Annotated in this window: 22 protein-coding genes and 2 pseudogenes; 12 read left to right on the plus strand and 12 right to left on the minus strand. The window is 70.0% G+C overall.

Going from position 1 to position 24,839, the window contains the following annotated elements; all coding sequences use genetic code 11:
- Positions 1-66: 66 nt before the first annotated feature.
- The gene (locus ACFY4A_RS32865) at positions 67-825 is read right to left on the minus strand and encodes an SDR family NAD(P)-dependent oxidoreductase (RefSeq protein WP_390832972.1); all 759 of its coding nucleotides are present in this window, start codon (positions 823-825) and stop codon (positions 67-69) included.
- A gap of 45 nt (positions 826-870) precedes the next feature.
- Complete coding sequence (locus ACFY4A_RS32870) at positions 871-1,605, minus strand: SDR family oxidoreductase (protein WP_390832973.1); 735 nt, start codon at positions 1,603-1,605, stop codon at positions 871-873.
- Positions 1,606-1,771: 166 nt separating this feature from the next.
- Here ACFY4A_RS32870 and ACFY4A_RS32875 point away from each other — a divergent pair.
- Positions 1,772-2,140, plus strand: a pseudogene (locus ACFY4A_RS32875) (helix-turn-helix domain-containing protein); the annotation flags it as partial.
- Between the two features lie 44 nt (positions 2,141-2,184).
- Here ACFY4A_RS32875 and ACFY4A_RS32880 read toward each other — a convergent pair.
- On the minus strand, positions 2,185-3,096 hold the full coding sequence (locus ACFY4A_RS32880; RefSeq protein ID WP_390832974.1) for a low temperature requirement protein A: 912 nt from the start codon (positions 3,094-3,096) through the stop codon (positions 2,185-2,187).
- 257 nt (positions 3,097-3,353) lie between these two features.
- Between ACFY4A_RS32880 and ACFY4A_RS32885 the strand changes: the two genes are divergently transcribed.
- Positions 3,354-4,385, plus strand: a complete 1,032-nt coding sequence (locus ACFY4A_RS32885) for an alpha/beta fold hydrolase (protein ID WP_390832975.1) — start codon at positions 3,354-3,356, stop codon at positions 4,383-4,385.
- Between the two features lie 66 nt (positions 4,386-4,451).
- Here the strand turns inward: ACFY4A_RS32885 and ACFY4A_RS32890 are convergent, their stop codons facing one another.
- The 6 genes from ACFY4A_RS32890 to ACFY4A_RS32915 form a co-directional block, all read right to left on the minus strand.
- Positions 4,452-6,662, minus strand: coding sequence for a xanthine dehydrogenase family protein molybdopterin-binding subunit (locus ACFY4A_RS32890; RefSeq protein ID WP_390832976.1), 2,211 nt, complete (start codon positions 6,660-6,662; stop codon positions 4,452-4,454).
- Positions 6,659-7,651 carry an FAD binding domain-containing protein gene (locus ACFY4A_RS32895; RefSeq protein WP_390832977.1) on the minus strand — a complete coding sequence of 331 codons (993 nt, stop codon included), beginning with the start codon at positions 7,649-7,651 and terminating at the stop codon, positions 6,659-6,661. Before ACFY4A_RS32895 ends, ACFY4A_RS32890 begins: the two co-directional genes overlap by 4 nt.
- Positions 7,638-8,111, minus strand: a complete 474-nt coding sequence (locus ACFY4A_RS32900; protein ID WP_390832978.1) for a (2Fe-2S)-binding protein — start codon at positions 8,109-8,111, stop codon at positions 7,638-7,640. The genes ACFY4A_RS32895 and ACFY4A_RS32900 overlap by 14 nt, the downstream gene beginning before the upstream one ends.
- A 138-nt stretch (positions 8,112-8,249) precedes the next feature.
- Entirely contained in the window at positions 8,250-9,251 is a 1,002-nt protein-coding gene (locus ACFY4A_RS32905) for an XdhC family protein (RefSeq protein ID WP_390832979.1), read from the minus strand.
- A 32-nt stretch (positions 9,252-9,283) separates the two neighbouring features.
- Positions 9,284-10,282, minus strand: coding sequence for an aldo/keto reductase (locus tag ACFY4A_RS32910; protein WP_390832980.1), 999 nt, complete (start codon positions 10,280-10,282; stop codon positions 9,284-9,286).
- Positions 10,283-10,491: 209 nt separating this feature from the next.
- On the minus strand, positions 10,492-12,033 hold the full coding sequence (locus ACFY4A_RS32915) for a carboxylesterase/lipase family protein (RefSeq protein ID WP_390832981.1): 1,542 nt from the start codon (positions 12,031-12,033) through the stop codon (positions 10,492-10,494).
- A gap of 615 nt (positions 12,034-12,648) precedes the next feature.
- Between ACFY4A_RS32915 and ACFY4A_RS32920 the strand changes: the two genes are divergently transcribed.
- Together ACFY4A_RS32920 and ACFY4A_RS32925 are read left to right on the plus strand one after the other, a co-directional pair.
- The gene (locus tag ACFY4A_RS32920) at positions 12,649-12,813 is read left to right on the plus strand and encodes a hypothetical protein (RefSeq protein WP_390832982.1); all 165 of its coding nucleotides are present in this window, start codon (positions 12,649-12,651) and stop codon (positions 12,811-12,813) included.
- A gap of 34 nt (positions 12,814-12,847) precedes the next feature.
- Positions 12,848-13,453 carry a GPP34 family phosphoprotein gene (locus ACFY4A_RS32925; protein ID WP_390832984.1) on the plus strand — a complete coding sequence of 202 codons (606 nt, stop codon included), beginning with the start codon at positions 12,848-12,850 and terminating at the stop codon, positions 13,451-13,453.
- A 464-nt stretch (positions 13,454-13,917) separates the two neighbouring features.
- On the opposite strand, the gene ACFY4A_RS32930 is transcribed toward ACFY4A_RS32925, so the two are convergent.
- Complete coding sequence (locus ACFY4A_RS32930; RefSeq protein WP_390832985.1) at positions 13,918-14,361, minus strand: hypothetical protein; 444 nt, start codon at positions 14,359-14,361, stop codon at positions 13,918-13,920.
- Between the two features lie 53 nt (positions 14,362-14,414).
- Between ACFY4A_RS32930 and ACFY4A_RS32935 the strand changes: the two genes are divergently transcribed.
- From ACFY4A_RS32935 to ACFY4A_RS32955, 5 genes are all read left to right on the plus strand, one after another.
- Positions 14,415-14,723: a hypothetical protein gene (locus tag ACFY4A_RS32935; protein ID WP_390832986.1), complete on the plus strand. Its 309-nt coding sequence runs from the start codon at positions 14,415-14,417 to the stop codon at positions 14,721-14,723.
- A gap of 5 nt (positions 14,724-14,728) precedes the next feature.
- Positions 14,729-15,373 (plus strand): VOC family protein, encoded by a 645-nt coding sequence (locus ACFY4A_RS32940; RefSeq protein WP_390832987.1) that lies wholly within the window; start codon positions 14,729-14,731, stop codon positions 15,371-15,373.
- 41 nt (positions 15,374-15,414) lie between these two features.
- A complete protein-coding gene (locus tag ACFY4A_RS32945; RefSeq protein WP_390832988.1) occupies positions 15,415-16,419 on the plus strand; it encodes a zinc-dependent alcohol dehydrogenase family protein in 1,005 nt (334 codons plus the stop codon).
- A gap of 97 nt (positions 16,420-16,516) precedes the next feature.
- Entirely contained in the window at positions 16,517-17,395 is an 879-nt protein-coding gene (locus ACFY4A_RS32950) for an alpha/beta fold hydrolase (RefSeq protein WP_390832989.1), read from the plus strand.
- A gap of 36 nt (positions 17,396-17,431) precedes the next feature.
- Positions 17,432-20,200, plus strand: coding sequence for an AAA family ATPase (locus tag ACFY4A_RS32955; protein WP_390832990.1), 2,769 nt, complete (start codon positions 17,432-17,434; stop codon positions 20,198-20,200).
- A gap of 189 nt (positions 20,201-20,389) precedes the next feature.
- Here the strand turns inward: ACFY4A_RS32955 and ACFY4A_RS32960 are convergent, their stop codons facing one another.
- On the minus strand, positions 20,390-21,187 hold the full coding sequence (locus tag ACFY4A_RS32960; protein ID WP_390832991.1) for an alpha/beta fold hydrolase: 798 nt from the start codon (positions 21,185-21,187) through the stop codon (positions 20,390-20,392).
- Positions 21,188-21,198: 11 nt separating this feature from the next.
- Positions 21,199-21,672, minus strand: coding sequence for a hypothetical protein (locus ACFY4A_RS32965; RefSeq protein WP_390832992.1), 474 nt, complete (start codon positions 21,670-21,672; stop codon positions 21,199-21,201).
- Positions 21,673-21,943: 271 nt separating this feature from the next.
- On the opposite strand from ACFY4A_RS32965, the gene ACFY4A_RS32970 reads away from it, so the two are divergent.
- The 3 genes and pseudogenes from ACFY4A_RS32970 to ACFY4A_RS32980 all read left to right on the plus strand — a co-directional run bounded on the left by ACFY4A_RS32970 (position 21,944) and on the right by ACFY4A_RS32980 (position 24,795).
- A complete protein-coding gene (locus ACFY4A_RS32970) occupies positions 21,944-22,777 on the plus strand; it encodes an alpha/beta fold hydrolase (RefSeq protein WP_390832993.1) in 834 nt (277 codons plus the stop codon).
- 25 nt (positions 22,778-22,802) lie between these two features.
- Positions 22,803-23,633, plus strand: coding sequence for an alpha/beta fold hydrolase (locus ACFY4A_RS32975; protein WP_390832994.1), 831 nt, complete (start codon positions 22,803-22,805; stop codon positions 23,631-23,633).
- A 330-nt stretch (positions 23,634-23,963) separates the two neighbouring features.
- Positions 23,964-24,795: pseudogene (locus ACFY4A_RS32980) on the plus strand (alpha/beta fold hydrolase).
- The last annotated feature ends 44 nt before the right edge of the window (positions 24,796-24,839 follow it).

A 24,839-nucleotide genomic window follows, 5' to 3' on the forward strand; every position in this document is an offset into this window, starting at 1 on the left:
TCGGGCGGGATCACCGGGCCGCTGGGGCCCAGTCCCGCCCGACGCCGGGCGAAAGGGTGTGCGCGGTTACGGGACGGTGTAGCCGCCGTCGACCGGGATGACCGCGCCGGTGACGAAGCTCGACCGCTCGGAGCTGAGCCAGACCACGGCGTCGGCGATCTCCTCGGCCCTGGCGATCCGGCCCAGCGGGTGCGCGGCGACGATCGACTTCATGGGCTCGGTGTCCGGGTCCATGACCGCGATCATCGGGGTCTCGACCAGGCCGGGCGCCACCGCGTTGACGCGGATTCCGTGCGGCGCGGCCTCTAGCGCCGTGCTCTTGGTCATGGAGATCACGGCCGCCTTGGTGGCGGTGTAGCCGGAGAATCCGGTGACCCCGACCAGCCCGGCGCCGGAGGCCATGTTCACGATGACGCCGGAGCCCTGCGCGACCATGTGCTTCAGCTCGTGCTTCATCGACAGGAACGCGCCGCGCGTGTTGGTGGCGAGCATCCGGTCGAGCATGTCGGCGTCGTACTCCCAGGTGTACTGGAACTCACCGTCGTAGCCGGCGTTGTTGAGCGCGATGTCGAGCCGGCCGGTGCCTTCGACCACGGCCGCGACCGCCCGCTCCACGGCGTCCTCCCGTGAGACGTCGGCCAGGACGTACCGGGCGGTGCCGCCGTCGGCCTCGATGAGGCGCACCGTCTCCTTCAGGGACTCCTCGGTGCGGCCGACGACGGTCACGAGGGCGCCTTCGGCCGCGAGCGCCAGGGCGCTGGCCCGGCCGATTCCGCTGCCCCCGCCGGTGATCAGTGCCGACTTCCCCGCAAACTGCTGCGTCATTGTCCTTCTTCCCTTCTGGCGTGCTGGTGTGGTGGTGGGTGGACGTCAGCCCTGGAGCGAGGCGGTGGAGCGGACGATGAGCTCGTTGACGTCGACGCCCTCGGGCTGGTCGACCGCGTAGCCGATGGCGTCCGCGATGGCCGAGGCGTCGAGACCGACCGCGCTGAGCGCGTCGCGGATCGCGTCCTGGAGCTGGGCCGTGCCTCCGGAGTGGGTGAGTTCGGTGCGAGTGAGGCCGGGGCAGACGACGGTGACGCGGATGTCGGGGGTCTCCTGGCGCAGCCCTTCGGACACGGCGCGCACGGCGTACTTCGTCGCGGAGTACACGACGCCGGTGGGGTCGACTCGGTTGGCGGCGGTGGAGGCGACGTTGACGATCTGTCCGGAGCGGCGTTCGCGCATCGACGGCAGGACGGCGGCGATGCCGTGCAGCACGCCGCGCAGGTTCACGTCGATCATCCGGTTCCACTCGTCGACCCGGAGCTCCTCGACCATGGACAGCGGCATGATGCCCGCGTTGTTGACCAGGACATCGAGCCGGCCGTGCCGGGCGAGGACGTCGTCGACGACGCCGCGCACACTGTCGAGGTCGGTGACGTCCAGCTCCGCGTACTCCGCGTCATGACCGGCCTCCTTCAGCTCGGCCGTCAGCCGGGCAAGGCGGTCCACGCGGCGGGCACCGAGGACGACGTGGTGGCCGGACGCGGCCAGCCGGCGGGCGGTGGCCTCGCCGATACCGCTGGAGGCACCGGTGATCAGAACGATCTTGGACGTGCTCATGGTTCGTTCCCTTCGGAGTTCCGGAAGAGGTGGGTCCCGGTTGCGACGTATCCAGATCACCACCGCCGCGAAGGGAGCGGCAGACGGGAACCGAACCCCTGGCACGGCGTACGGGGGTTACGCCTTACCCCCCTCTGAGCACCCCGGTCGGCTACTCTCGCCAGCCATGAACGACAGTGACCTGCGGGACTTCCTGCGCTCCCGCCGCGCCCGCGTCAGCCCCGAGGCCGCAGGCCTGCCCCGACCTCCCGGCGTACGCCGCGTCCCCGGCCTGCGCCGCGAGGAGGTCGCCCAGCTCGCCGGCGTGAGCGTCGACTACTACGTACGCCTTGAACGCGGCCGCAACCCGCACGCCTCGGCCGCCGTCCTGGACGCCGTGGCCCGCGCCCTGAAGCTGGATGCCGCCGAACGCGACCACCTCTTCGCCCTCGCCAAGCCCACCCGGCCGCAGCCCCGCCAGGCGCCCGAGTCAGTACGCCCCGGCCTGCTCCACGCCCTGGACAACATCACCAACATCCCCGCACTGATCCTCGACCACCGTCTCGACGTCCTGGCCATGAACCGGCTGGCCCGCACCTTCTACCCGAGCACGATGTGGCCGATGCTCCAGAAGGCGGACCTCTCCCGGTGCCGGTTCAGGACCTCGCCCCAGGGCACGGTGAAGTACATCCACCACGTGCCGAACGTCAGCCCGATGCCTGCCACAGCCAGCAGGACCGCGTCGAACGTCCAACCGTGCTCGGTGTGCACGAGCACGTTGAGCGCGGCGACCGTTCCGAGGATCCCCTCGCCCAGGGTGATGATGACGAGCAGTCCGTGCCGCTCCGCGATGTGACGCGCGTGCCAGGGGGTCGGCTTGTGGCGCTGGGAGATCCACGGTCCGAAGACGTCCAGGGCGAGAAAGCCGGCTCCCGCGATCAGGAAGGGCGTCAGACGCAGCCCGGAGAAGGCAAGGACCACCCATCCGACCTGGGCGATCCCGATGGTCCAGATCCTCGATCCGGCCGCCGCGGTGCGTGCGGGGTCCCGGCGGGCGACCCGCCACCACAGCAGGACCGTGGAGCTGCGCATCACCACGTACCCGAACACCATGACGTGGACGTCCAGCACGCCGTCGGCCTCGATCGAGGCGAACATCTCCTCGGTTCCCAGCGCCACCATCACCACACCGACCATCTGCACCATGGTGGCGACGCGGAACGCCCAGTCGTCGTTGTCGAACGCCGAGGCGAACCAGGAGTAGTCGGTCCAGGCCACGACCACGGCGGTCACCGCGATGAGGAAGCCCGTGACCGCAGTCCCCGCCTGCCCGGCCGTCAGGTAGTGGGCGAGGTGCTCCGCGGCGGTGCCGAACGCCACGACGAAGGACAGGTCGTACAGCAGCTCCAGGGGTGTCGCGGTCCGGTGTTGCTCGTTCGGATCGCGCCCCAGTAGCGGACGGAGCCGGTGGGTTCGCTGCCTTCCGGTCGCGGCCGGCGTGGTCGGGCTCACTGCTGTCTCCCAGGAGTCGTCTCTGTCGGGACGCCGACCCGACGGTCACCGCGAGAATCCCGTTCGCCGCCACCGGCGCCGCCCACCAGCCTGGTAGGGGGCGGGTACCGGGCGCACCAGGGACTTCACTGGTCCGCGCCCGGGTGAGTCACGGGCGCGACGTGCGGGCCGACGCACACACAGTGATCCCGGTGCGGGCCGCGGCTCCGGGTCCGGCCCCGCACGCCGACCACGGACCTGACCGAAGGAGGTCACTCATGGGTTCTCGCCCAGACCGACGGCGCTTCCTGGGCATCGCCGCCGGGACCGCGGCATTCACCCAGCTCGGCTCCACCGCCCCTGCCGCCGGGCAGCCCCTCCCGGCACACAGCGCCGGTTCGGCGGCGACGAGCACGATGTTCGGCCCGGTGAAACAGATCAAGGCCGGTGTACTGAACATCGGATACATCGAGATGGGACCGGCGCACGGGCGTCCCGTGCTGCTGCTGCACGGTTTCCCCTACGACATCCACAGCTACGTCGAGGTGGCACCGCTGCTGGCGAGCGAGGGCTACCGAGTGATCGTCCCGTACTTCCGCGGCCACGGCAGCACGACGTTCCTGTCCTCCGACACCCGGCGCAACGTCGATCAGGCCGCTTTCGCACTGGACACCATCGCTCTGATGGACGCGCTGCGCATCCAGCAGGCCGTCATCGCCGGCTACGACTGGGGATCGCGCACCGCCGACATCATCGCGGCCCTATGGCCGCACCGCTGCCGGGCCCTGGTCTCGGTGACCGGCTATCTGATCACCAATCTGGCCGCGAACCGCAAGCCACTGCCGCCCATGGCCGAGAACGCCTGGTGGTACCAGTACTACTTCACCACCGAGCGCGGCGTGGCGGGCCTCACCCAGTACCGCCACGACCTCGGCCAGTTCATCTGGAAGTTCAACTCACCCACCTGGGACTTCTCCCAGGACACCTACGACCGCACCGCGGCGTCCTTCGACAACCCCGACTATGTCGCCATCGTGGTCGGCAACTATCGCTGGCGGCAGAGCCTGGCGCCCAGCGAACCGGAGTACGCGGACCTGGAACGTGTACTGCAGCAGGCCCCGACCATCGCCGTACCCACGATCACGATCGACGGCCGCTACGATCCGTTCACCCCGGCCGGCAACGGCTCCGCGTACCGCGCCATGTTCACCGGCAAGTACGACCACCGCGTCCTCGACGTCGGCCACAACGTCCCCCAGGAGGACCCCCGGGGCTTCGCCGCGGCCGTCGTCGACGCCGCCCGCTGGTGACCGCTCCATGACGTCGATCGGGCCGCTCCCGCCGGTCGGCGGGAGCGGCCCGATCAGCATGCAACCCTAGAACAGCTGCTCGATGGTGATCGGGATGGAACGGATTCGACGCCCGGTGGCGTGGTAGACGGCATTCGCGATCGCGGCGGCCGTGCCCGGGATCCCCAGCTCGCCGACGCCCTTGGTGCCGATCGGCGTCTGCGGGTCGGGCCGTCCGACGAAGACGACATCGAGGTCCGGCACGTCGGCGTTGACGGGGATCAGGTAGTCGCCGAACGTTGCGTTCGCGACCCGCCCGGTGCCGGGGTCGAAGATGGTGTCTTCGAAGATCGCCTGGCCTATGCCGCCGACCGTGCCGCCGATGATCTGGCTGCGGGCGAGCTTCTCGTTCAGGATCCGTCCGGCGTCCACAGCGGTCACCAGGCGGGCAAGACGGAGGATACCCAGATCGGCATCGATCCTGACCTCGGCGAACTTCACGGCGAACGGCGGTGTGAGCGCCGTGCGGGTCTGTCTCGGATCGGGTGGGGTCGCTTCCCCGTCGGCGGTCAGTTCGTCCAGGCCGTGCCGGGCCAGGATCTCCGTGTAACTCTCACCCGCGCCCGGGTCGCCTTTGCGGTGCACACGCCCGTTCGTGACCGTGACATCGTCGATCCCGCACCCTGCCAGCGGTGAATCGGCCTCGCCCCCGGCCAAGCCGAGGAACTTCCGCAGCAGCGCCCCGCAGGCGACGTGCACGGCCCCACCCAGTGACGTGGTGAGACCTGACCCGCCGGCCGCGGGCGACCACGGCAGGCTGGAGTCGCCCAGGTCGAAGCGGACCTGCTCGAGATCGAGCCCCAGCAGTTCCGCCGTGAGCTGCGTCATCACCGTGCGGGTGCCCGTTCCGATGTCGCTGGCCGCACTGCGCACGACCGCGGTTCCGTCGCGGCCGATGGTCGCCCTCGCCTCACAGCGCACCTGCCACCAGTGGTAGGAGACTCCGGCGACGCCGTAGCCGACCAGCCACTGCCCGTCCCGCATCGACCCCACCGCGGGATTCCGCTCCGACCAGCCGAATCGCTCCGCGCCGGCCGAGTAGCACTCACGCAACCCGTTGCTCGACCAGGGAAGCCCCGAATCCGGCTCGACCTCCGCGAAGTTGCGCAAGCGCAGCTCCACCGGGTCCATGCCGAGGCGGTACGACAACTCGTCCATCGCAGACTCGAACGCGAAGACGCCCTGCGCCGCACCCGGTGCCCGAAACGCCCCGGGCGTCGGGATGTTCAGCCGGCGCTCGTCATCCCTGACATCAATGTTCGGGCACGCGTACGCGGAGCGGCTGATGAGCGTCACCGGCTCGAGGATCTCGTCGACCATCCCGATCGCGAGGGTCGAGTAGTGCTGGAGGGCGACGAGTTCCCCGGTTCGTGTCGCGCCGAGCCTGACGGTCTGCTTGGTACGGGGCCGGTGCCCGAGCCCCGTGAACATCTCCGGGCGGGTCAGCACCAGCTTGACGGGACACCCCGTCTCGCGCGCGGCGACGACGGCGAGGATCGTGTGGGGCCACACGCGCAGGCCCGCGCCGAAGCCGCCGCCGAGGAAGGGGGCGTGTACGCGCACCGCGTCCTCGGACAGGCCGAAGAGCGTCGCGATGCCCGTCCGGACGTTGGACGTCCACTGAGTCGAGTCGTGCAGCGTGAGGGTGTCGCCCTCCCACGTCGCCACGGTCGTGAACAGGCCAATCGGGTTGTTGGTGTTGGCGGCGGTCTCGTACTCCGCCTCGAAGGTGACGTCCGCCGACGCCAGCGCTGCTTCGGCATCGCCGCGCTGCCCGCCAGTGCCCCACGGGTTGACTCGCAGTTCACCGCGAGGGTCGTCAAGGTCGAAAACCCCCTCGGTCGCCTCGTACTCGACCTCGACCAGGCGTGCCGCCGCAGTCGCCTGTTGGGGTGTCTGGGCGACGACGACCGCGACGATCTGGCCGTGGTACGTCACCAGGTCGTCCTGCAGGGGGGATATCGGTGCGGGGCCGAGCACCGACGCCGGACCGCGCTCGAGCTTGGGCATGTTCTCGTGGGTGATCACCGTCAGAACCCCAGGCGCGGACTCGGCCGTGCCGGTGTCGATACGGCTGACGCGTCCAGCCGCGATCGTGCTGCGGACGAGCGCGGCGTGGGCGAGGTTCGGGTAGGTGACGTCGTTGGGGAAGGGCGCCTGGCCGTGTACTTTCGGCTGCCCGTCGACACGGTCGACGCCGGCGCCGATGAGCGCCGCGCCCGCGTTGGTCCGGTTCATCGTTCACTCCTCGACACGGTCTGCAGGATTCGGACGACCGTCCGCTTGGCGAGCTCGACCTTGAACGCGGTACCGGGCACCGTGAACGGGTCGAGGATCGCGGCCTCGGCGGCCGCGCGGAACGTCGTCTCGTCCGCCGGAGCGCCGACGAGGATCTCCTCCGCCTCGGGTGCGCGCCAGGGCACGGTCCCGACACCGCCGAGAGCCAGACGCGCGGTGACGATCACGCCGTCCTCGATCACCAGCGCGGCGGCCGCCGAGGTGAGCGCGAACTCGTACGACGCGCGGTCTCGCACCTTCAGGTATCCGGAGCGGGCACCGGAGGGCAGCAGCGGAATGCGGATGCCTGTGACCAACTCTCCGTGCTCCAGCACGTTCTCACGGTCGGGCCGCTCCCCTGCCGGAAGGTAGAACTCCCGCAGTGGAACAGTGCGCTGCCCCGCGGCGCCCCGGATCTCCACGACGGCGTCCAGCGCGACCAGAGCCACACAGAGGTCGGACGCGTGCAGCGCGATGCACCGCTCGCTCGCGCCGAGAATCGCGTGCATCCGGGCGGGGCCAGTGACCGCCGCGCAGCCGGAACCGGGGGTGCGCTTGTTGCAGGCCGCCACCCCCGGGTCGCGGAAGAAGCGGCAGCGCGTGCGCTGCAGCACGTTCCCTCCGATGGTCGCCATGTTGCGCAGCTGCGTCGACGCGCCCGCCAACAGTGCCTCGCGCACCAGCGGCAGCTCCTCGGCCACCGTCGGATCGGCCGCGAGATCCTCCATCGTCGTCAGAGCCGAGACCTGGAGCATCCCTCCGATCCGGCTGACGCCCCGCAGCGGCAGCCGGGTGATGTCGACGAGCCTCTGCGGGGAGAACACGCCGTCCTTCAGTACCAGGTCCAGTTGCGTGGTGCCGCCGGCCAGGTAGGCGGCCTCGGGATCGTGGGTGACAGCGGCGACCGCTTCGTCCACGGTGGTGGCTCGTACGTACTCAAAGCCCAGCATCGTGCGACTCCTCCTGTCCGGCGACGTCGCGTATCGCGGCCACGATGTTCGGATAGGCGGCGCAGCGACACAGGTTCCCGCTCATGAACTCGCGGATCTCCTCGTCGGACCCCGCCCGTCCCTCCTTCAGCAGTGCGACGGCCGACATGATCTGCCCCGGTGTGCAGTAGCCGCACTGGAAGGCGTCGTGACGGACGAAGGCCTCCTGTACCGGATGCATGTCCCCGTCGGGCGCCAGTCCCTCGACCGTCGTCACCTCACGGCCGTCGCACTGCGCCGCCAGGGTCAGGCACGACAGCACCCGCTTCCCGTCGAGCAGCACGGTGCACGCACCGCACGCCCCCTGGTCGCACCCCTTCTTCGTCCCCTGGAGCCCCAGCTGATCCCGCAGCGCGTCCAACAGGGTCTCGCGGCTGTCGAGCGACAACCGCGCATCACTGTCATTGACCCGCAATGCCACCGCGACTTTCACTGTGTTCCGCCCTTCGAGCTGTGCCTTCGCTTCGAACTCAAGAGCCTGGCAACGGTCGGTGCGCCGCGCACCAGGGGACACACTGGCCCTGCTCCCGGGCTCGCCCTCAGGGACACTGGCGCTCGATCAGACGACATGCCGGGCGGCGCTCTCGGCCGTCAGACGCTCGGCGTGGATGCGGTGTGTGCCGTCGCGCAGGCGGCGCCCGTCGCGTCCGTTGGTCACGGCGGCGAGCTCGGCGAGGATCGACAGGGCGCTCTCGGCGAGCGAAGCCCCGCCGAGGTCGAGCCCCGCCGGTCCGATCAAGCGCTCCACGCCCCTGGCGTCGGCCAGCCGCCGCAGCCGCTGGGTGTGAGTTGCCCGGCTGCCGAGAGCGGCCACATAGCCGGCGGGACCGGCCAGCGCGGCGCGCAGGGCCCGGTCGTCGATGCGCGGATCATGACTCAGCGAGACCACCGCGTCGGACTCGGTCAGCGGATGCGCGGCGATCCAATCGTCGGGCCAGGCACGCACGACCTCGGCGGTGCCCGGGAAGGCGCCCGAGGTGACATGACCGACCCGCGGATCGACGATCACGACCCTTCTCTGCAGCGGCACCGCCAGGACGGCCAGGATCGCGGCGAGATCGGTCGCGCCGGCCAGCACCAGCTTCGGCCGGACGGCGAGCTCCTCGGTGAACGCGGGCCCGTCGTCCGGCAGACGGCCGGGCTCGGCGGCAGTGGCCCAGGCGTACGGCGGCCGGAGCCCGACCCGCACGGCAAGCACACGATCCTCGGCCAGAGCCGTGGTGATGGCACCGTGCACCGGATCCGGCGGGGCAGCCGTGATGAGCACCCGCAGTTCACCCGCGCAGACCGGGGCCTCCTCCCAGGGCAGCAGCTGCTCCCCCGGATTCACCGCGATGATCTCCGGAGAACCCCCGGCCAGCACCGCACGCGCCGCTTCCAGAACGATCCCCTCGACGCAGCCACCGGACAGCGAGCCGCGCCAGGTGCCGTCCTCAGCGGTGGCCAACGTGGCCCCCAGCGGACGCGCCCCGGGGCCGTCCCGGTCGATCAGCCGCGCCAGCGCCACCGGCCGCCCCGACCGACGATGCGCATCGACGAACGGCCACACTTCCCGTAGCACACCTGCCTCCTGTCGCTCGCGGGTCGCGGTGGTCACCGGGTGAGCAGATCCATGTTCGCGGGCGAGTACCGGTCTCCCGAGGCCGCGCCGACCGGGGCGGCCTCGTCCAGCTGCTTCATCTCCGCCGGCGTGAGGTCGAGATCGGCGGCGGCGACGTTCTCCTCCAGGTACTTGATCCGCCGGGTGCCAGGAATGGGCACCCCGCCGCGTGCCATGGTCCACGCCAGCGCCAGCTGAGCCGGCTTCACACCCTTCGCGTCAGCGATCGCCGTGATCGCGTCCAGGAGGCCTCGATTACGCGCGAGGTTCTCCCCGTTCAGCCGCGGATCGTCGTTCCTGAAGTCCGAGGCATGCAGCGTGGCCGTGTCCAGCGTGCCGGTCAGGAACCCGCGGCCCAGCGGAGAGTAGGGCACGAACCCGATGCCCAGCTCCTGCACGGCGGCCAGGACTCCGTTGGCTTCCACGCCGCGCTCGAACAGCGAATACTCGGTCTGCACAGCGGTCACCGGGTGCGTGCCATGGGCGCGCCTGATGGTCTCGGCGGACGCCTCGGACAGCCCGATGTGCCCGATCTTCCCGGCATCGATGAGCCCGGCCATCGCCGCGACGGTGTCCTCGACCGGTACTTCGGGGTCGATGCGATGCAGATAGACCAGGTCGATGTACTCGACACCGAGCCGTCCGAGCGATCCTTCGATCGCTGCGACGATGTGCTCGGGCCGTCCATCCACGATCGGTCGCCCGCCGGAGACGACGAGGTCGTGGTTGTCGTCGAAGACGAATCCGACCTTCGTCGCCAGCACAACCTGGTCCCGGTACGGCGCCAGTCCCCTGCCGACCAGCGTCTCGTTGTGGCCCGAGCCGTACGACTCGGCGGTGTCGAAGAGGGTGACCCCGAGCTCGACCGCCCGGCGCAGCGTCGCCAGTCCAAGCGGTTCGTCAGCAGGGCCGTAGGTGCTGCTCATGCTCATGCAGCCGAGCCCTTCCTCGCTCACGGTCAAGCCCTCGGAGCCGAGTGGGACTGTTCGCATGGCGGCGCCTCCTGTGCAGTTCTCGACTGAGTTCCACCACAGGTTCGTCCGCGACAGCCCGCCGACGCGCCAGGGGGATCCACTGGCCACTCCACCTGGTCGTCGCGCCCGGACCCCAGGGTGTGGCGCGGACGACCGGGCGGGAGCGGCACCTGCGCGAAGTGGCCGGGTCCGCGCTCCCCCGGAGCACGGACCCGCCTCTCACCGGTTCAGCCCGCGGCCCAGAAGGAGCAGTGGTGCCGCGCCGCGAATGAAGTGTCGGTCTGCGGTGTCGGTGCCACGAGTGACAGCCCCCGGCCGCCTGGGCGGTACGCGGGCCAGCGCACGTCGGACGTGGAGGGGTTGCCGGTGGCCGCGAAGTTCACCCACGCCTCCCGCATCGCGTCCGCCAGCGGCTCCTGATCAGGACTGAGGGGGTCCTGGTAGGTCGCGCTCGGCAGGTCGAAGATGTACGGGAGCTCGGATCCGTGCGTCGCCACCGGCGGGTCGAGCTGCGGCGGGTAGCGCGGCGGCGCCGCGTCGTCGTTGAACTCGTAGGCGAAGGTGGGCATCCGCAGAGCGGTCCACTCGTTCGTCCGCAGTGCCGTGCACGCGAACTCGGAATCGGTTGTCAGCGCGCTGAAGGCCCAGTCGGGGGACGGGTAGGAGCCGAGCGGGTACTCCGTCGCGATCGCCGCGGCGCGATCGGCCGGTACATCCAGCACGGACGCGATCGCCGACTGGTAGTTGTCCGCCGTCACCCCGCCCTGCGGCAGCGGCACGAACCTGCCACCGCTGACGACCGCGCCGTTCGGCATGAATCCGCGCTGTTCGTCGTGGTTCTCACCGTTCATGATCGGCACCTGCGTAAAGCGTCCGGCGGCCAACGACGTGCCGATCGACTCCTTCAGTACGGCGCCGTCGACGACGCCCGGGATCTCGAAGCCCTGTGTGGCGTCGAGCAGGCTCTTCACCGGCAGGGCGCGCAGACAGCGTGCGCTCTGGTCGGCACAGCCCGCGCGGCTGGCGAGTTCCTTGCCACCGGCCTCGGCGGCGGCAAGGGACTGCTGTGTCAGGGCGAAGGTCCCACTGCTGACGATGGCCCGCTGGAAGAGCCCGGTGGAGCTGCGGGAGACCACGTGGGCGAGGACCGACAGGCCACCGGCCGACTGGCCGGCGATGGTCACGTTGGACGGATCGCCGCCGAACCGGCCGATGTTGCGCTGCACCCAGCGAAGCGCCGCCTGCTGGTCCATCAGCCCGTAGTTGCCCGCCGAGCCGCGACTCGACTCCAGCGCCGGATGCGCCAGAAAGCCGAGTGCGCCGAGCCGGTAATTGACGGTGACGACCACACTGCCCGCCGCCGCGAGCTTGGCGGCGTCGAAGTCACGGCCGGCGCTGAGGGTCAGTCCGCCGCCGTGGATCCACACGATCACCGGTCGGTCACCCGCGTGGCCGGGGCTGGTCCGCGGTGCCGTGACATTGAGGTAGAGGCAGTCCTCCGCCTGGGGCCCGGCCGTGAACGGCGTCTCCGGCTGGGGACAATTCGGCGCGAAGTCGGACGCGTCACGGACGCCGGTCCACGCGGCGGGGGCCTGAGGAGGCCGCCACCTCAGCTGCCCCGTGGGCGGGGCCGCGTACGGCAGGCCTCGATAGATCTGGGCATCGCCGACGGTGACGCCACGAACGGGGCCGCCTTCAACGATCACGACCGGGGCGTCGGCCGAGTCCGCTCCGCCCGCGGCCGTGGTCGCCGGCGCGATGCCGGCCACTACGAGTGTCAGGCCGACAGCTGTCGTACACAGGGCGGCAAGCCGAGCACGCCCTGAGCGCATCAATCTCATGGCCTCGGCTCCTCATGTCGGTTCATGACGTATCTCCTGGTTCGCCGGTACAGGGTCGCGACCACGCTCGCAGCGGCCCGGCAACCCGGCACCCGTGCGGAGCCCTGGCCGGCACGCGGGTCCGAAGGGGCCAGGGGCCAGGTGACGGGCCAGTGCCCTCCACGGGTGTGGCGCACTCCCACAGTGCGGACAGTGGGGAAACCGGATCGCGCAACGGAGGAAGGCGTATGTCCACGATTCGCTTCACGAAGTCGACCACCGCGACACCCCAGCAGTTCCTCGCCGCACTCACCGACTTCGGACCGGGCCGCTCCGAACTCTTCGCCAACAGTTCCGACAACTTCCTGAAGGTGCCACAACCGCGGAAACGACCACGCCGAAGTCACCGAGGGCTCGGCAGGCACGTGGGAACGCCTGTACTACGACTGGTCCGACCCGAGCCACATTGTCCTCACGACCATCGACTCCAACGTCTGGGGAGACGACTCCGGCCATACCTACAGCCTGCGCCGGGGGCCGAACGGCACGACGGAGATCGACGTCGTGGTGATCCGCGAAGGCAAGAACTTGAAGGGACGTATTCTCGGGCTCGTACTCGGGCTCGTCGGTGAACGCGTCCTGGGCAAGGCTTTCGACGGCACCATAGCAGCCGTCGAGGCACGTGCCGACGCCACGGATCGCTCCCAGGGCCTGCCCGGCGGATCCTGATCGTGTACGTCGTCGGACTCTCCGGGAGTCAGCTGTGAGCACAGCACGCGATCTGTGGATCACCGTCATGGAACTCGACCCGAGCCGTTCCGTGGGCCGGGGCGCCCTGTCGCTGGCGCTCGCAGGCGCCGAGGTGATCGACCTGCTGGACCTCGGAGCCATCCGGCTGGACGGCGACCGCATCGTGCCGGACGGCGACCCGACGCCGCATGACGCCCTCCTGCACCAGGCATGCACCGCGCTCGTTCGGCACGAGCCGTTCGAGCCGCTGGACGACTGGTTGTGGCGCCGAGGCCGCGCTCTGGCAGACGGCTACGAAGCGGCACTGGAATCGGACGGAGACCTCAGCCGGACGCGCCGGCGCCGACTGTCCTTTCGGGGCGGGGGCGAGCCGGTGCTCACTGACTCCCCCGCGCGCCGCCGGGCGCAGGAGCGCTGGAAGGCGGGCGAGCCCCTTCTCGCCGCGCTCGCGGCAACCGTCGGGCTGGCGGCCGAAACAGCCGCCGACGCATCGGATCTGACGGACGATACGGCAACCGTGCTGGCCGCCGTCGGCGATGCGGAACTCGAGTTGGAGGGCGAGCGCCAGCGCCGAAGCATCGAGGAGGCAGCGTTCGACAACATCTGGCGGGGCGCATGACGGGGTACCAAGTGCTGGCATGAAGTTCAGGCCCCTACCTCGGAGTTCCTGAGGTGGGCCGTCCCCCGGTCCAGGCAGCGCGCACGTATTGCCGACCGGGGTTCTGGCGTGGTCACCGGTCGGGGTGAGGGCGTACCTCGGCAACGCGCCGAAGACACCCGGCAGCACGGGTTCGGTGAACACCGCTGCGGACACCGGGCGTTGCGAGGCAGTGAGGAGCGCAGCCTCGGCGGCCGGCAGGTCGGCGCCGAAGAACGGCAGAACGATCGTGCCGCATCACGACGTCGGACCCTCGGTATGGCTGATCGTGTCCGTGGAGCGTGCGGTGCTCGTTGTGGTGCCGTTCGCACTCGCGGAGTGCGTGGCGAAGGTGCGGTCGCGGAGCTCGCGACGGCAACTCTGGACCCAGCGTTCCATGATCGAGTTCATGCGGGATGTACCGGCGCGGCGGTAAGCGTGACGGTCTAGATGGAGTCGCTGGTCAGCAAAGCTCCAGCCTCGGAGCATAGGAAGTCCGCCCTGCTGCTGGTCCGGCCGGGGGCAGGGTCTATGCCCTCCTGCTTGAGGATCTCCCAGACGGTGGAGGCGGCGATCTTGATGCCGAGGGTGGCGAGTTCGCCGTGCACCCTGCGGTATCCCCACCGCGGGCTCTCACGCACGAGGCGCAGGACGAGGACGCGGATGGAGCGCACGGTGCGGGGGCGTCCGGGCCGCTTGGGTCGGGATGCGACGGCGTGGCGGTGAGCGATCAGATTGCGGTGCGAACGCAGCACGGTATCCGGCTGGACGAGTAACCGGAGCCGGCGCAGCGCGAGGATCTCCACATCCTTGTCGCGGTCGCTCATCGGCAGCAGCAGAAGTGCGGCGAAGGCATGGGTGACGGCCAGACAGGCGAAGCGGATCAGCACGAGCGATGATCGTGCCGCGCCCTGGGCACAAGGCCGCGAGCGAGGTGACCTGCGTGGACGCGGTTTCCGGCACCCACAAGGCCATCGACCGCACCGCGCCCGATCCTGCCCACCACCCAGTCGTGATGAACCACGACTACGTGCGCCACGGCACGGCCGGGATCGCCAATGGCGCCGGCGCCGACGGCGTCCAGCAGCCCCCCACCGCCGACCTCACATGCCGCCGGCCGGATCACCCCGTGTCCGTTCGTCCGGTGCCCGCAGCCCGGGCACCGACCAGGGTCGATCCCTGGTGTTACCAGGCGGACGGCGGCGCACCCTCGGTCGTGACAGCAGCCCGGCTGACAAGCATCGAGGAGTGAAGGAAATGAGCACTTCAGCTACCGCCGACCTGAAGCTCGAAGCGGTCGTCATCCCGGTACGCGACGTCGACAGGTCCAAGACGTTCTACCAAGGCCTGGGCTGGCGGCTGGACGCCGACTTCAGCTTCGACAACGGGTTCCGGGTCGTGCAGTTCACGCCTCCGGGGTCGCCCGCGTCGATCCAGTTCGGCACGAACATCACCAACGCGGAGCCGGGCACGGCGGAGGGTCTGTACCTGGTGGTCTCCGACGTACACCGGGCACGCGACTTCCTCGCCGCCCAGGGCCTCGACATCAGCAAGGTCTTCCACCCGGAGACCCCGGGCTCACAGTTCCAGCCGATGGCCGACGAGGGCCGCGCCGACGGCACCGCGGGGGACCGGGCGAGCTACGGGTCGTTCGCGACGTTCGCAGACCCGGACGGAAACGTCTTCCTGCTGCAGGAGGTCACCAAACGGCTGCCCGGACGTATCGAGGCCACTGCCACGTCGTACGCGTCGGTGACCGACCTGGTCGAGGCACTCAAGCGCGCCGCAGCCGCTCACGGCGAGCACGAGGCCCGCAACGGCGGCGAGCACGACGCGAACTGGCCGGAGTGGTACGCGGCCTACATGGTCGCCGAAAGCCACGGCGAGCAGCTCCCCGACTGAAAAACACCGGCCGAAACGACAACAGAACGAGGAGAGGGACGATGACAAGCAAGCTGGTGCTCAACGCCGTCGGCGGTGACCTCGAGGAGACCATCACCCTGGTCGGCGAGGCCGAGATCTCGGCCGGAGCGGGCGAGGTCGTGGTCAATGTCGAGGCCGCGCCGATCAACGGGGCGGACCCGCTGTTCGCCATGGGCTGGTTCGGCGTCTACCCGGAGGTGCCGGCGGATATGGGCGCCGAGGGCGTCGGCCGGGTCGTCGAGGTGGGGCCAGGTGTGGACCCGGCGCTGGTCGGACGGCGCGTGGTGATGCTGCCGACGTTCCGCTTCGGCACCTGGGCGACGAGGACCGTGGTGCCCGTGAGCAACGTGGTGCCGGTGCCCGAGGAGGCCGACCCGCTGCAGCTGGCCATGCTCGCGGTCAACCCGGCCACGGCATACGTGCTGCTGCACGAGTACGTCGACCTGCAGCCGGGCGACTGGGTCGGCCTGAACCTGGCGAACTCGGCGGTGGCGCACTATCTGATCCCGCTCGCGCGGCGGGCCGGCGTCAGGACGCTGGCCGTGGTGCGGCGCGAGGAGGTGATCGACGAGGTGCGGCGGCTGGGGGCCGACGTGGTTTTGGTGGACGGCGACGACCTCGCCGAGCGCATGGCGACCACCCTGGACGGCGCCCGGCTGCGCGTGCTGTACGAAGGCACCGGCGACCCTGCCCAGGTGGCCCGGCTCGTGACCGCGGTCGAGGACGGAGGCACGGTCGTGGCCTTCTCCTCCGTCACCGGACAGGCACCCGTGATCCCGCTGCCGGACCTGATCTACCGAGGCATCTCGCTGCGGTCCGTCTACATCGTCGGCTGGCTGCGATCCGCCTCGCCGAAACAGCTCGAGCAGATGTACGGCGAGCTCGCCGGTCTGATCACGGAGGGTGTGATCGGCGCCGAGGTCGCCGCGACGTACCCGCTGGAGGAACACGTCGACGCGCTGCGCCACGCACAGCAGACCGAGCGGAACGGCAAGGTCCTGTTCGTCCCGGCCCAGGCGGCCTAGGAAGTCCGAGCAGTCCCCCTGGTGGGTGCGCACCGCAGGCACCCGGGGGTCGCCGGCACACCGACACGCACATATTCAGCATCCGAGGAGGACCCCCATGAGCACCGTCCAGACAGCCGAGCCGTCGCAGATGACGGCTCCGATCCAGACCGTAGACGCCGCCAACGGCGTGAGCTACGCCTACCGCCGCTTCGGCAACACCGGGGCCGGGCAGCCGCCCCTGGTGTTCCTGCAGCACTTCCGCGGCAACCTCGACTCCTGGGACCCGATCCTGGTCGACGGCCTCGCCCAGCACCGCGAAGTCATCCTCCTGGACAATTCAGGGGTGGGCCTGTCCACCGGCAAGGTGCCGACGACCGTGACCGAGATGGCCAGGGACGCGATCTCGTTCCTCGACGCGGTCGGCCTCGACAGGATCGACCTGCTCGGCTTCTCCCTGGGCGGCATGGTCGCCCAGGAGCTCGCCTTGCTCAGGCCCCGCATGGTGCGCCGGATCGTGCTGGCCGGAACCGGTCCCCGCGGCGGTCGGCAGATGCACGGCTGGACGTTCGACATCGAGCGGACCGCGAACCAGGCGGACAACGGCCTTGAGGACCTGCTGCATATCTTCTTCGGGGTCACCGAGACCAGCAGGGCGCTCGGCATCGAGTACGTGCAGCGCATCTTCAGCCGCACCGAGAACGCCGACGAGCCCACCAGCCCCGCGGTCGCCTGCGCCCAATACGACGCGATCGTCGAGTGGGGCATCCCGGACCCGAGCCGGCTGGCCCGGCTGGCCGGCATCACCCAGCCGACGCTGGTCGCGAACGGTGACAACGACCTGATGATCCCAACCGTGAACTCGCAGCTGCTGGTCGACCACTTGCCGAACGCGCGGCTACGCGTCTTCAGCGATGCGGCCCACGGGTTCCTGTTTCAGTACCCGCGGCAGTTCGCCGAGCTCGTCGAGGAGTTCCTGTCCGGCACCGCGGACTAGAAGTAATACGGAGGGCAGTGGCCCTAGGGTGGCGGAATGGCCGCACGGATCACTGCCCTTCACGGTCGCTCGGCAGAGCGCGACCGCCTCGAGAGTGAGCTGCACCGGGTACGGGGTGGCGACAGCGCGGTGCTGGTGCTGCGCGGCGAGGCCGGTATCGGCAAGACGAGCTTGCTGGAGTATCTCGCAGAGCGGGCGACCGGGTGCCGGGTGGCCCAGGTCACGGGCATCGAGTCCGAGCTGGAGTTGCCGTTCGCGGCACTGCACCAGCTCTGCGCACCGATGTTCGACCTGATCGAGGCGCTTCCCGAGCCGCAGCAGCAGGCGCTGCGGGTGGCCTTCGGCCATGTGTCCGGGGCGGCCCCGGACAAGTTCGTCGTCGGCCTCGCGGTACTCGGGCTGCTCGCCGAGGCCGCCTCCAAGGAGCCCTTGGTCTGCTTGATCGACGACGCACAGTGGCTCGACGAGGCCTCGGCCCAGCTCCTCGGGTTCGTGGCCCGGCGTCTGCTGGCCGAATCGGTGCTCATGGTGTTCGCGGTCCGCGAGCTCGCCGCGGAGAAGCTGCTTGCCGGGATCCCCACACTGAGCCTCGAAGGACTTGCCGACGAGGACGCCGCGGCCCTGCTCACCGACACATTTCCGGGACGGCTGGACCGCCAGGTCCGCGACCGGATCATTGCCGAGACAGGTGGCAACCCGCTGGCGCTTCTGGAGCTGTCCGGCCAGGGCAAGGCCGAGCTGATGGGCGGTTTCGCCCTCCCGGCCGTCGGCAGCGGGAGTCTGCACGACCACTATGTGCAGCGCATCCGGGCCCTGCCCGAACCCACCCGCCGACTACTCCTTCTTGCGGCCGCCGACCCCGTCGGGGATGCCACCTTGCTCTGGCGGGCCGCGCAGTCGCTCGGGCTGGATCCGGACGCCGCTGCCCCTGCCGAGCAAGAGCAACTGCTCGGGGGCGGGAGCCAGGTGCGTTTCCGGCACCCGCTGGTGCGCTCGGCCGCGTACGCCGTCGGCAGCGTCGACGATCGTCGTACGGCCCATGCGGCGCTGGCCGCCGCACTCGACGCGGACACCGAACCGGAACGCCAGGTCTGGCACCTGGCCGCCGCGACGACCGCACCCGACGATGAGGTCGCGGCTGCCCTGGCCGACGCGGCGGGCCGGGCCGAGTCCCGCGGCGGCGTGGCAGCGACAGCCTCCTTCCTCCAACGGTCGGCCGTGCTGACCTCGGATCCAGGCCTGCGTGCCGAGCGCACACTGGCCGCCGCACACGCACACCTGGACGCCGGCAACTACGACACGGCGCTCGCCCTCCTCGCCGGCGCCGAGGCCGATGCGGTCGGCGACCTGCAGCGTGCCCGGGTGGATCTGATGCGCGGCCTCACCGAGCGGGCCGCCCGGTCCGGACGGGAGGCGCCGGTCGCGCTCCTGCGAGCGGCCCGCCGGCTCGAGCCGCTCGACCTGCGGCTGGCTAGGCACACCTACCTGGACGCATGGGGGGCGTCGCTGGTGGCCGGCGGACTGGCGTACGACGATGGTGACCTCACCACGGTGTCCCGTGCTGCTCGCTCTGCGCGGCTGGCACCCGATGACCCGAATCCGGGAGACGCGCTGCTCGAGGGACTGGCCACGCTGGTCACGGACGGCACCGCTGCGGCCGCGGCCGGCCTGCGCAGGGCGGTGACGTCCTTCCTCGCCGCCGAGGTGCCGGCCGACGCATTCCTGCACTGGGGTGTGCCGGTCGCCAACGCGGCCTTGTCGCTGTGGGACTTCGAGGCGTGGGACTCCGTGAGTACCCGGCACGTCGAACTGGCCCGGTCGTCCGGCGCACTCGCCCCGCTGGCCAACGCGCTCAACGCGCACCGCGTAATCGCGCTCTGGCGAGGGGACGTCGAACGGGCCCGCGACCTCGGTCACGAGGAGCAGCGGGTCAAGGAGATCACCGGCACCCGGCGGGTGTCCTACGGCGACCTGTTCCTGCTCGCGTACCAGGGCCACGCCGCCGAGGCCGCACCCTTGCTGGCGTCGGCAGCCGATGAGGCAACCGTGCGCGGCGAGGGACTCGGGCTGCAGATCACCGACCGGGCCACCGCGCTGCTGCAGCTGGGGCTCGGACACTACTCCGAGGCGACCGCGGCCGGAATCCGCGCGGCCACAGGCAGCCTGGGCCCGTTCACCGCCCAGGCCCTGCCCGACCTGGTCGAGGCGGCCGTTCGCAGCGGCGCGACCACGACCGCCGAGCAGGCGATGGACCGGCTGACGTCGTACACGGACGTCCCGGAGTCGGACTGGGCAGCCGGTCTGCGGGCCCGATCCCGCGCATTGCTCAGCAACGGCGAGGAGGCCGAGCGCTGGTACACCGAGGCGGTGGAGCGGCTCGACGGCACGCGGCTGCGGTTCGAATCGGCCCGCTCCCGGCTGCTGTTCGGCGAGTGGCTGCGCCGGGAGCGCCGCCGCGCGGAAGCGCGCGGTCACCTCAAGGACGCGTTCGAGGAGTTTGTCGCGATGGGCGCCGACGGGTTCGCCGAGCGGGCCCGGCACGAACTGCTCGCGACCGGCGAGAAAGTCCGCAGGCGCACCTCCGACACCCTCAACGACCTGACTCCGCAGGAGGATCAGATCGCCCGGATGGCGCGCGACGGCCGCACCAACCTCGAGATCGGTGGCGAGCTCTACATCAGCGCGCGGACCGTGGAGTGGCATCTGCGCAAGGTGTTCGGGAAACTCGGGATCAATTCACGCAGAGAGCTGCGGCAGGCCTTGCCGCCGCGTCGCGACGATCGGCGCGTCGGCGCAGGCGGATAGCCAAGGCGGGGCGAGGCGAGCCGCGTGATCGACTGCGCGGCCGGCCACTTGGGTTACAACCTGCCCTTGGGTTACAACCTGCCCTTGGGTTACAACCTGCCTACTGCCGGCACCTGATGCCGGCGGGAAGACCGCAACGCCACGAGCCGACCGGACAGGGGCGTCGGTCGGCTCGTGGTCGGTGCGGGATCAGCGCGCGGCGCGTTCGATCACCTTGGTCACGGCATCGGGTCGCGAGATCGCGACCAGGTGGGAGGCGTCGGGAACCTCGATGATCCTGGCGCCGGCCCGATTGGCCATGAACCGCTCAGCTGCGGGCGCGATCGCGTGGTCACCGGTCGGGATGACGGCGTACTTCGGAAGCGCGGCCGGTGCGGTCCGCTCGACCGGCTCGGTGAAGACCGAGGCCGCCACCGGGCGCTGGGCGGCGATGGCGACCGCCGCCTGCCGGGCGGGGATGTCGGCAGCGAAGATCGCGTGGGCGGTCTCGGGCTTGAGCGCGAGGTCGACCCCACCGGGGTAGCTGATCGTGGTGGTCGTGTCCGGACCGAGCTCGCTGCCCGGGAACTGCGAGTTCAACGCTCCGAGCGTCTCGCCCGCCTCGGGGATGAACGCCGCCACGTACACGAGCGACTTCACTCCAGAAGTGTCGGCCAGCTGGCTGACCAGGGCGCCTCCGTAGGAGTGCCCGACAAGGACCTTCGGACCCGGAATACCGGCGAGCACACCGCGCAGGTACGAGGCGTCGGACGCGATTCCCCGCAGCGGCACCGCGGCAGCGACAACCTGATAACCGTCGCTCTGGAGCCGGCTCGTGACTCCGGACCAGCTGGAGCCGTCCGCGAACGCCCCGTGCAGCAGGACGATGGTCGGCTTCACCTTGGTCGTCTGCGAAACGTCGGCCTGCGCCACCGTCCCGCCGGCCAGCAGCAGTACGCCGAGAACGGCGGTGAGAATGTAGCGGCCGAGCGATCCGATCTTCGGCATTTTCATGGTCCTCAGGCCTCCGCCCGGTTCGTCGTGGTAGCTGACATGTTCCGGGCTTCGATCGCCCGGATGCTGTTGTGGAAGGCCTTGCCCAGCACGCGTCTGCCGAAGATCGCGAGCACGAACTCCAGCAGAAGGCCCTTGGCGTTCTTGCCGTCCCGCACGATGACGGCGTCGATTTCGGTCATCCCGTCGATCCGCCGCTTGAAGGTGTAGGTGTGGCCGGAGTGCCCAGCCCACACACTGGAGTCGATGGTGGTCGCGACGACGTGGTCCGGATCGGACCAGTCGTAGTACAGCCGCTCCCACACACCTGCCGAGCCCTCGGTGACGTTGGCGTGGTCACGTCCCACGTCGTGCACCTTCAGGTGGTCGTCGTGGCTGTTCACGAAGAGCTTCGAGCGACCCGGACCGAAGTCCGTGAGTCCGGCGATGAACTGCTCGGGTGTCGAGGTAGTCACCTCAGTGAGGTGAATCGTGGTCATGCTCCCTCCATTCCTCGATGGGGTGGATTCCACATGGCCACTGTTCATCGCCGGTCGAGGCGTCACACCAGTGGAAGTCACTGGCCCGGTGCCCGGCCGGGTCTCACCCGCGGGCCCTTCACGCCAGGGACATCAGGTCTACGAGTGATGCGCCGCCCACGGGTGCGGTGGACGGCCAGCCGACCAGGGTGTCGGCCCGGGTCATCGACCGGTGCGACGGCCGCTTGCCCCAAGCAGGCTGGCGGAAAGACCCCGACGCGAAGGAGGGATCATGCCGCAGTTGGCGGTCGGTGCCGAGAACGGCGCCCCCATCGAGATCCACTACGAGGACCACGGGAACGGCAGGCCGGTGGTGATGATCCACGGGTACCCCCTGAACGGCGACTCCTGGGAGCACCAGGAAGCCGCACTGCTCGCCCAGGGTTACCGCGTCATCACGTACGACCGCCGCGGTTTCGGCCGGTCGAGCCGGCCGACGCTGGGCTACGACTACGACACGTTCGCCGGCGACCTCGCCGCGCTGCTCGATCACCTGGACCTCACCGACGTGGTGCTCGTCGGCTTCTCCATGGGCACGGGCGAGGTCGTGCGTTACCTCGGCACCCACGGGTCGGCCAGGGTGCGCAAGGCGGTGCTGCTGGGCGTATTGGCGCCTTATTTGCTGAAGGCCGACGACAACCCCGAAGGCGTCGACGGCGCGGTGTTCGAGAACATCAAGGAGTCGATCGTCGCCGACCGCTACTCGTACTTCGACGCGTTCTTCGCGGACTTCTACAACATCGACGTCCTCGGCGGTACGAAGGTCAGCGACGCGGCCGTCCGCGCTTCGTGGAACGTGGCTGCGGGGGCATCGCCCCACGCCTCCCTCGCATGCGTCGACACCTGGCTGACGGACTTCCGCACCGACCTGCCGTACATCGACATGCCCACCCTCGTCGTCCACGGAACCGAGGACCGGATCCTGCCCTTCGAGGCCACGGCGGCGAGGCTCCCCGGGCTGATCAAGGACGTGCGTCTGGTCAGCGTCGAACAGGGGCCGCACGCGATCGGCTGGACCCACACCGACGAGGTCAACAAGGCCCTGCTGGCGTTCCTCGCCGAGTAGATCCCAAAAAATGAAAGGCGAACCGGTGTACGGCACCGAAGCGAAATCTCCCATCAGGACCCAGCGCATCAATGTCGACGATCTGTCAATCAGATACGCCGACAGCGGCGCCGCCGGCCCGCACGCACTGCTGCTGAGCCCCTGGCCCGAGAGCCTGTTCGCGTTCGAGCCCACCTGGGCCGCCCTGACCCGGCAGGCCCACGTCGTCGCTGTGGACCTGCCCGGCTTCGGGCAGTCGGACAGCCGCGCCGACCTGTTCTCGCCGCGCGCGACGGCCGACTTCCTCATCCGTGTGATGGACGAGCTGTCGCTGGAGCGGGTCCACGTCGTCGGGCCCGATGTGGGGACGAGCGCGGCGCTCTTCGCGGCAGCGGGACACCCCGACCGCTTCCACAGCGTCGTCGTCGGAAGCGGCGGGACCTCGTTCCCCTTGGAGCTGGGCGAGCCCCTCGCCGGATGGGTCACCGGCGACCTGGACCAGTACCGGGCCCAGGATCCGGAGCAGGTCATCACCGCCACGATGGCCCAGATCAACCCGGCCCGCCCGATCCCCGACCACATCCGCGCGGACTACCTCGCCTCGTACGCCGGCCGGCGGTTCGTCGACTCGATGCTGTACGTCCGCACCTACCCGACCGAACTGCCCGCCCTCGGTGACACCCTGCCCGGCATCCAGACGCCGGTCCGGATCATCGCGGGGGCGCACGACCCCGTCGTCCCGCCCAGCAACGCCCAGTACCTGCACGCTCGGCTGTCCAACAGCACACTCGATGTGGTCGACGCCGGCCACTTCGTCTGGGAAGAGGCCCCGGACACCTACGCCTCACTGGTGATCGAGTGGTGGAAGAACCACTGACGCCGTACCGACACGGCGCTGGCGCCCGGATCGCCCCCTGGCTCTGGCCGACCAGCGGGAGTTCCGGGCGCGAGGTGCAGACGGCCGGATGTGGCCCTCCCGGCGGCACTCCGTACAGGCATGAAAGTCTCTCGCCAGGGTGGCCCACTTCGCAGCCTGGGAGCAGACGCGGCCTTCTCCAAGGAGCTTCGCACCGCCTTCAGATCCCTGCGTTGACGGCACACCGCAGTCAAATGACCGATGCGAACCCGACGGGCGCGCGGCCAGGCTGGGCGGGAGCCGGAGGCATCCGCCCCAGGCTCCGCGCGCCTCTCCGCCCTGGGAATGGTCATGCCTCACATCACCGTCGACCAAGACAACACTGCGGTTGAACTGTTCTACGAGGACCATGGCACCGGGCGCCCCGTGGTCCTGGTACACGGCTATCCGCTCGACAGCCGCGGATGGAACCGGCAGGTCCCTCCGCTGCTGGCCGCAGGCCACCGCGTGATCACATAACGACCGCCGGGGGTTCGGCCGCTCGTCGCACCACGGGGAGTGCTACGACTACGACGTCCTCGCGGCGGACCTGGACGCGCTGCTCACCGAACTGGACCTGACCGACACAGCCTTGGTCGGCCACGCCTCTGGGACCGGTGACATCACCCGCTATCTGGCCACCTACGGGTCGGCTCGGGTGAGCAGGTCGGCGTTCCTGTCCGGGCTCGGCCCATTTCTGCTGCGCACGGCCGAGAATCCGCACGGCATCGAGCTGTCCGCGTTCGACGCGCTGATCGCCCTGGCCCGCCGCGACCTCCGGGTGTACTTCACCGCACTCCGCGGCGACTACTTCAACAGCGACGAGAACCTCGGCAGCAGGATCGCCGTCGATGCCACGGACCACTTCCTGGACATCGCGACCGCCGCGTCGCCCAGGGCGGCCGTGGCGGTGATCCCGACCTGGATCACCGACTTCCGCGCCGACCTCGCTTCACTGGACATCCCCCTGCTGATCGTGCACGGCACCCACGACCGCCTTCTCCCCGCGGACGCCACCAGCCGACCCCTGCACAAACTGCTGCCGCAGGCCGCGTACCACCAGATCCCCGACGCACCGCACGGCCTGCTCTGGACGCATGCCGACGAGGTCAACCGGATCCTGCTGCCCTTCCTGCGACACTGACGGCCATCTGTCCAGGTCAATTGACTGTGTGGCAGGCCGTCCTG

Source organism: Streptomyces sp. NPDC001292, assembly GCF_042896465.1.
Classification (GTDB): Bacteria; Actinomycetota; Actinomycetes; order Streptomycetales; family Streptomycetaceae; genus Streptomyces.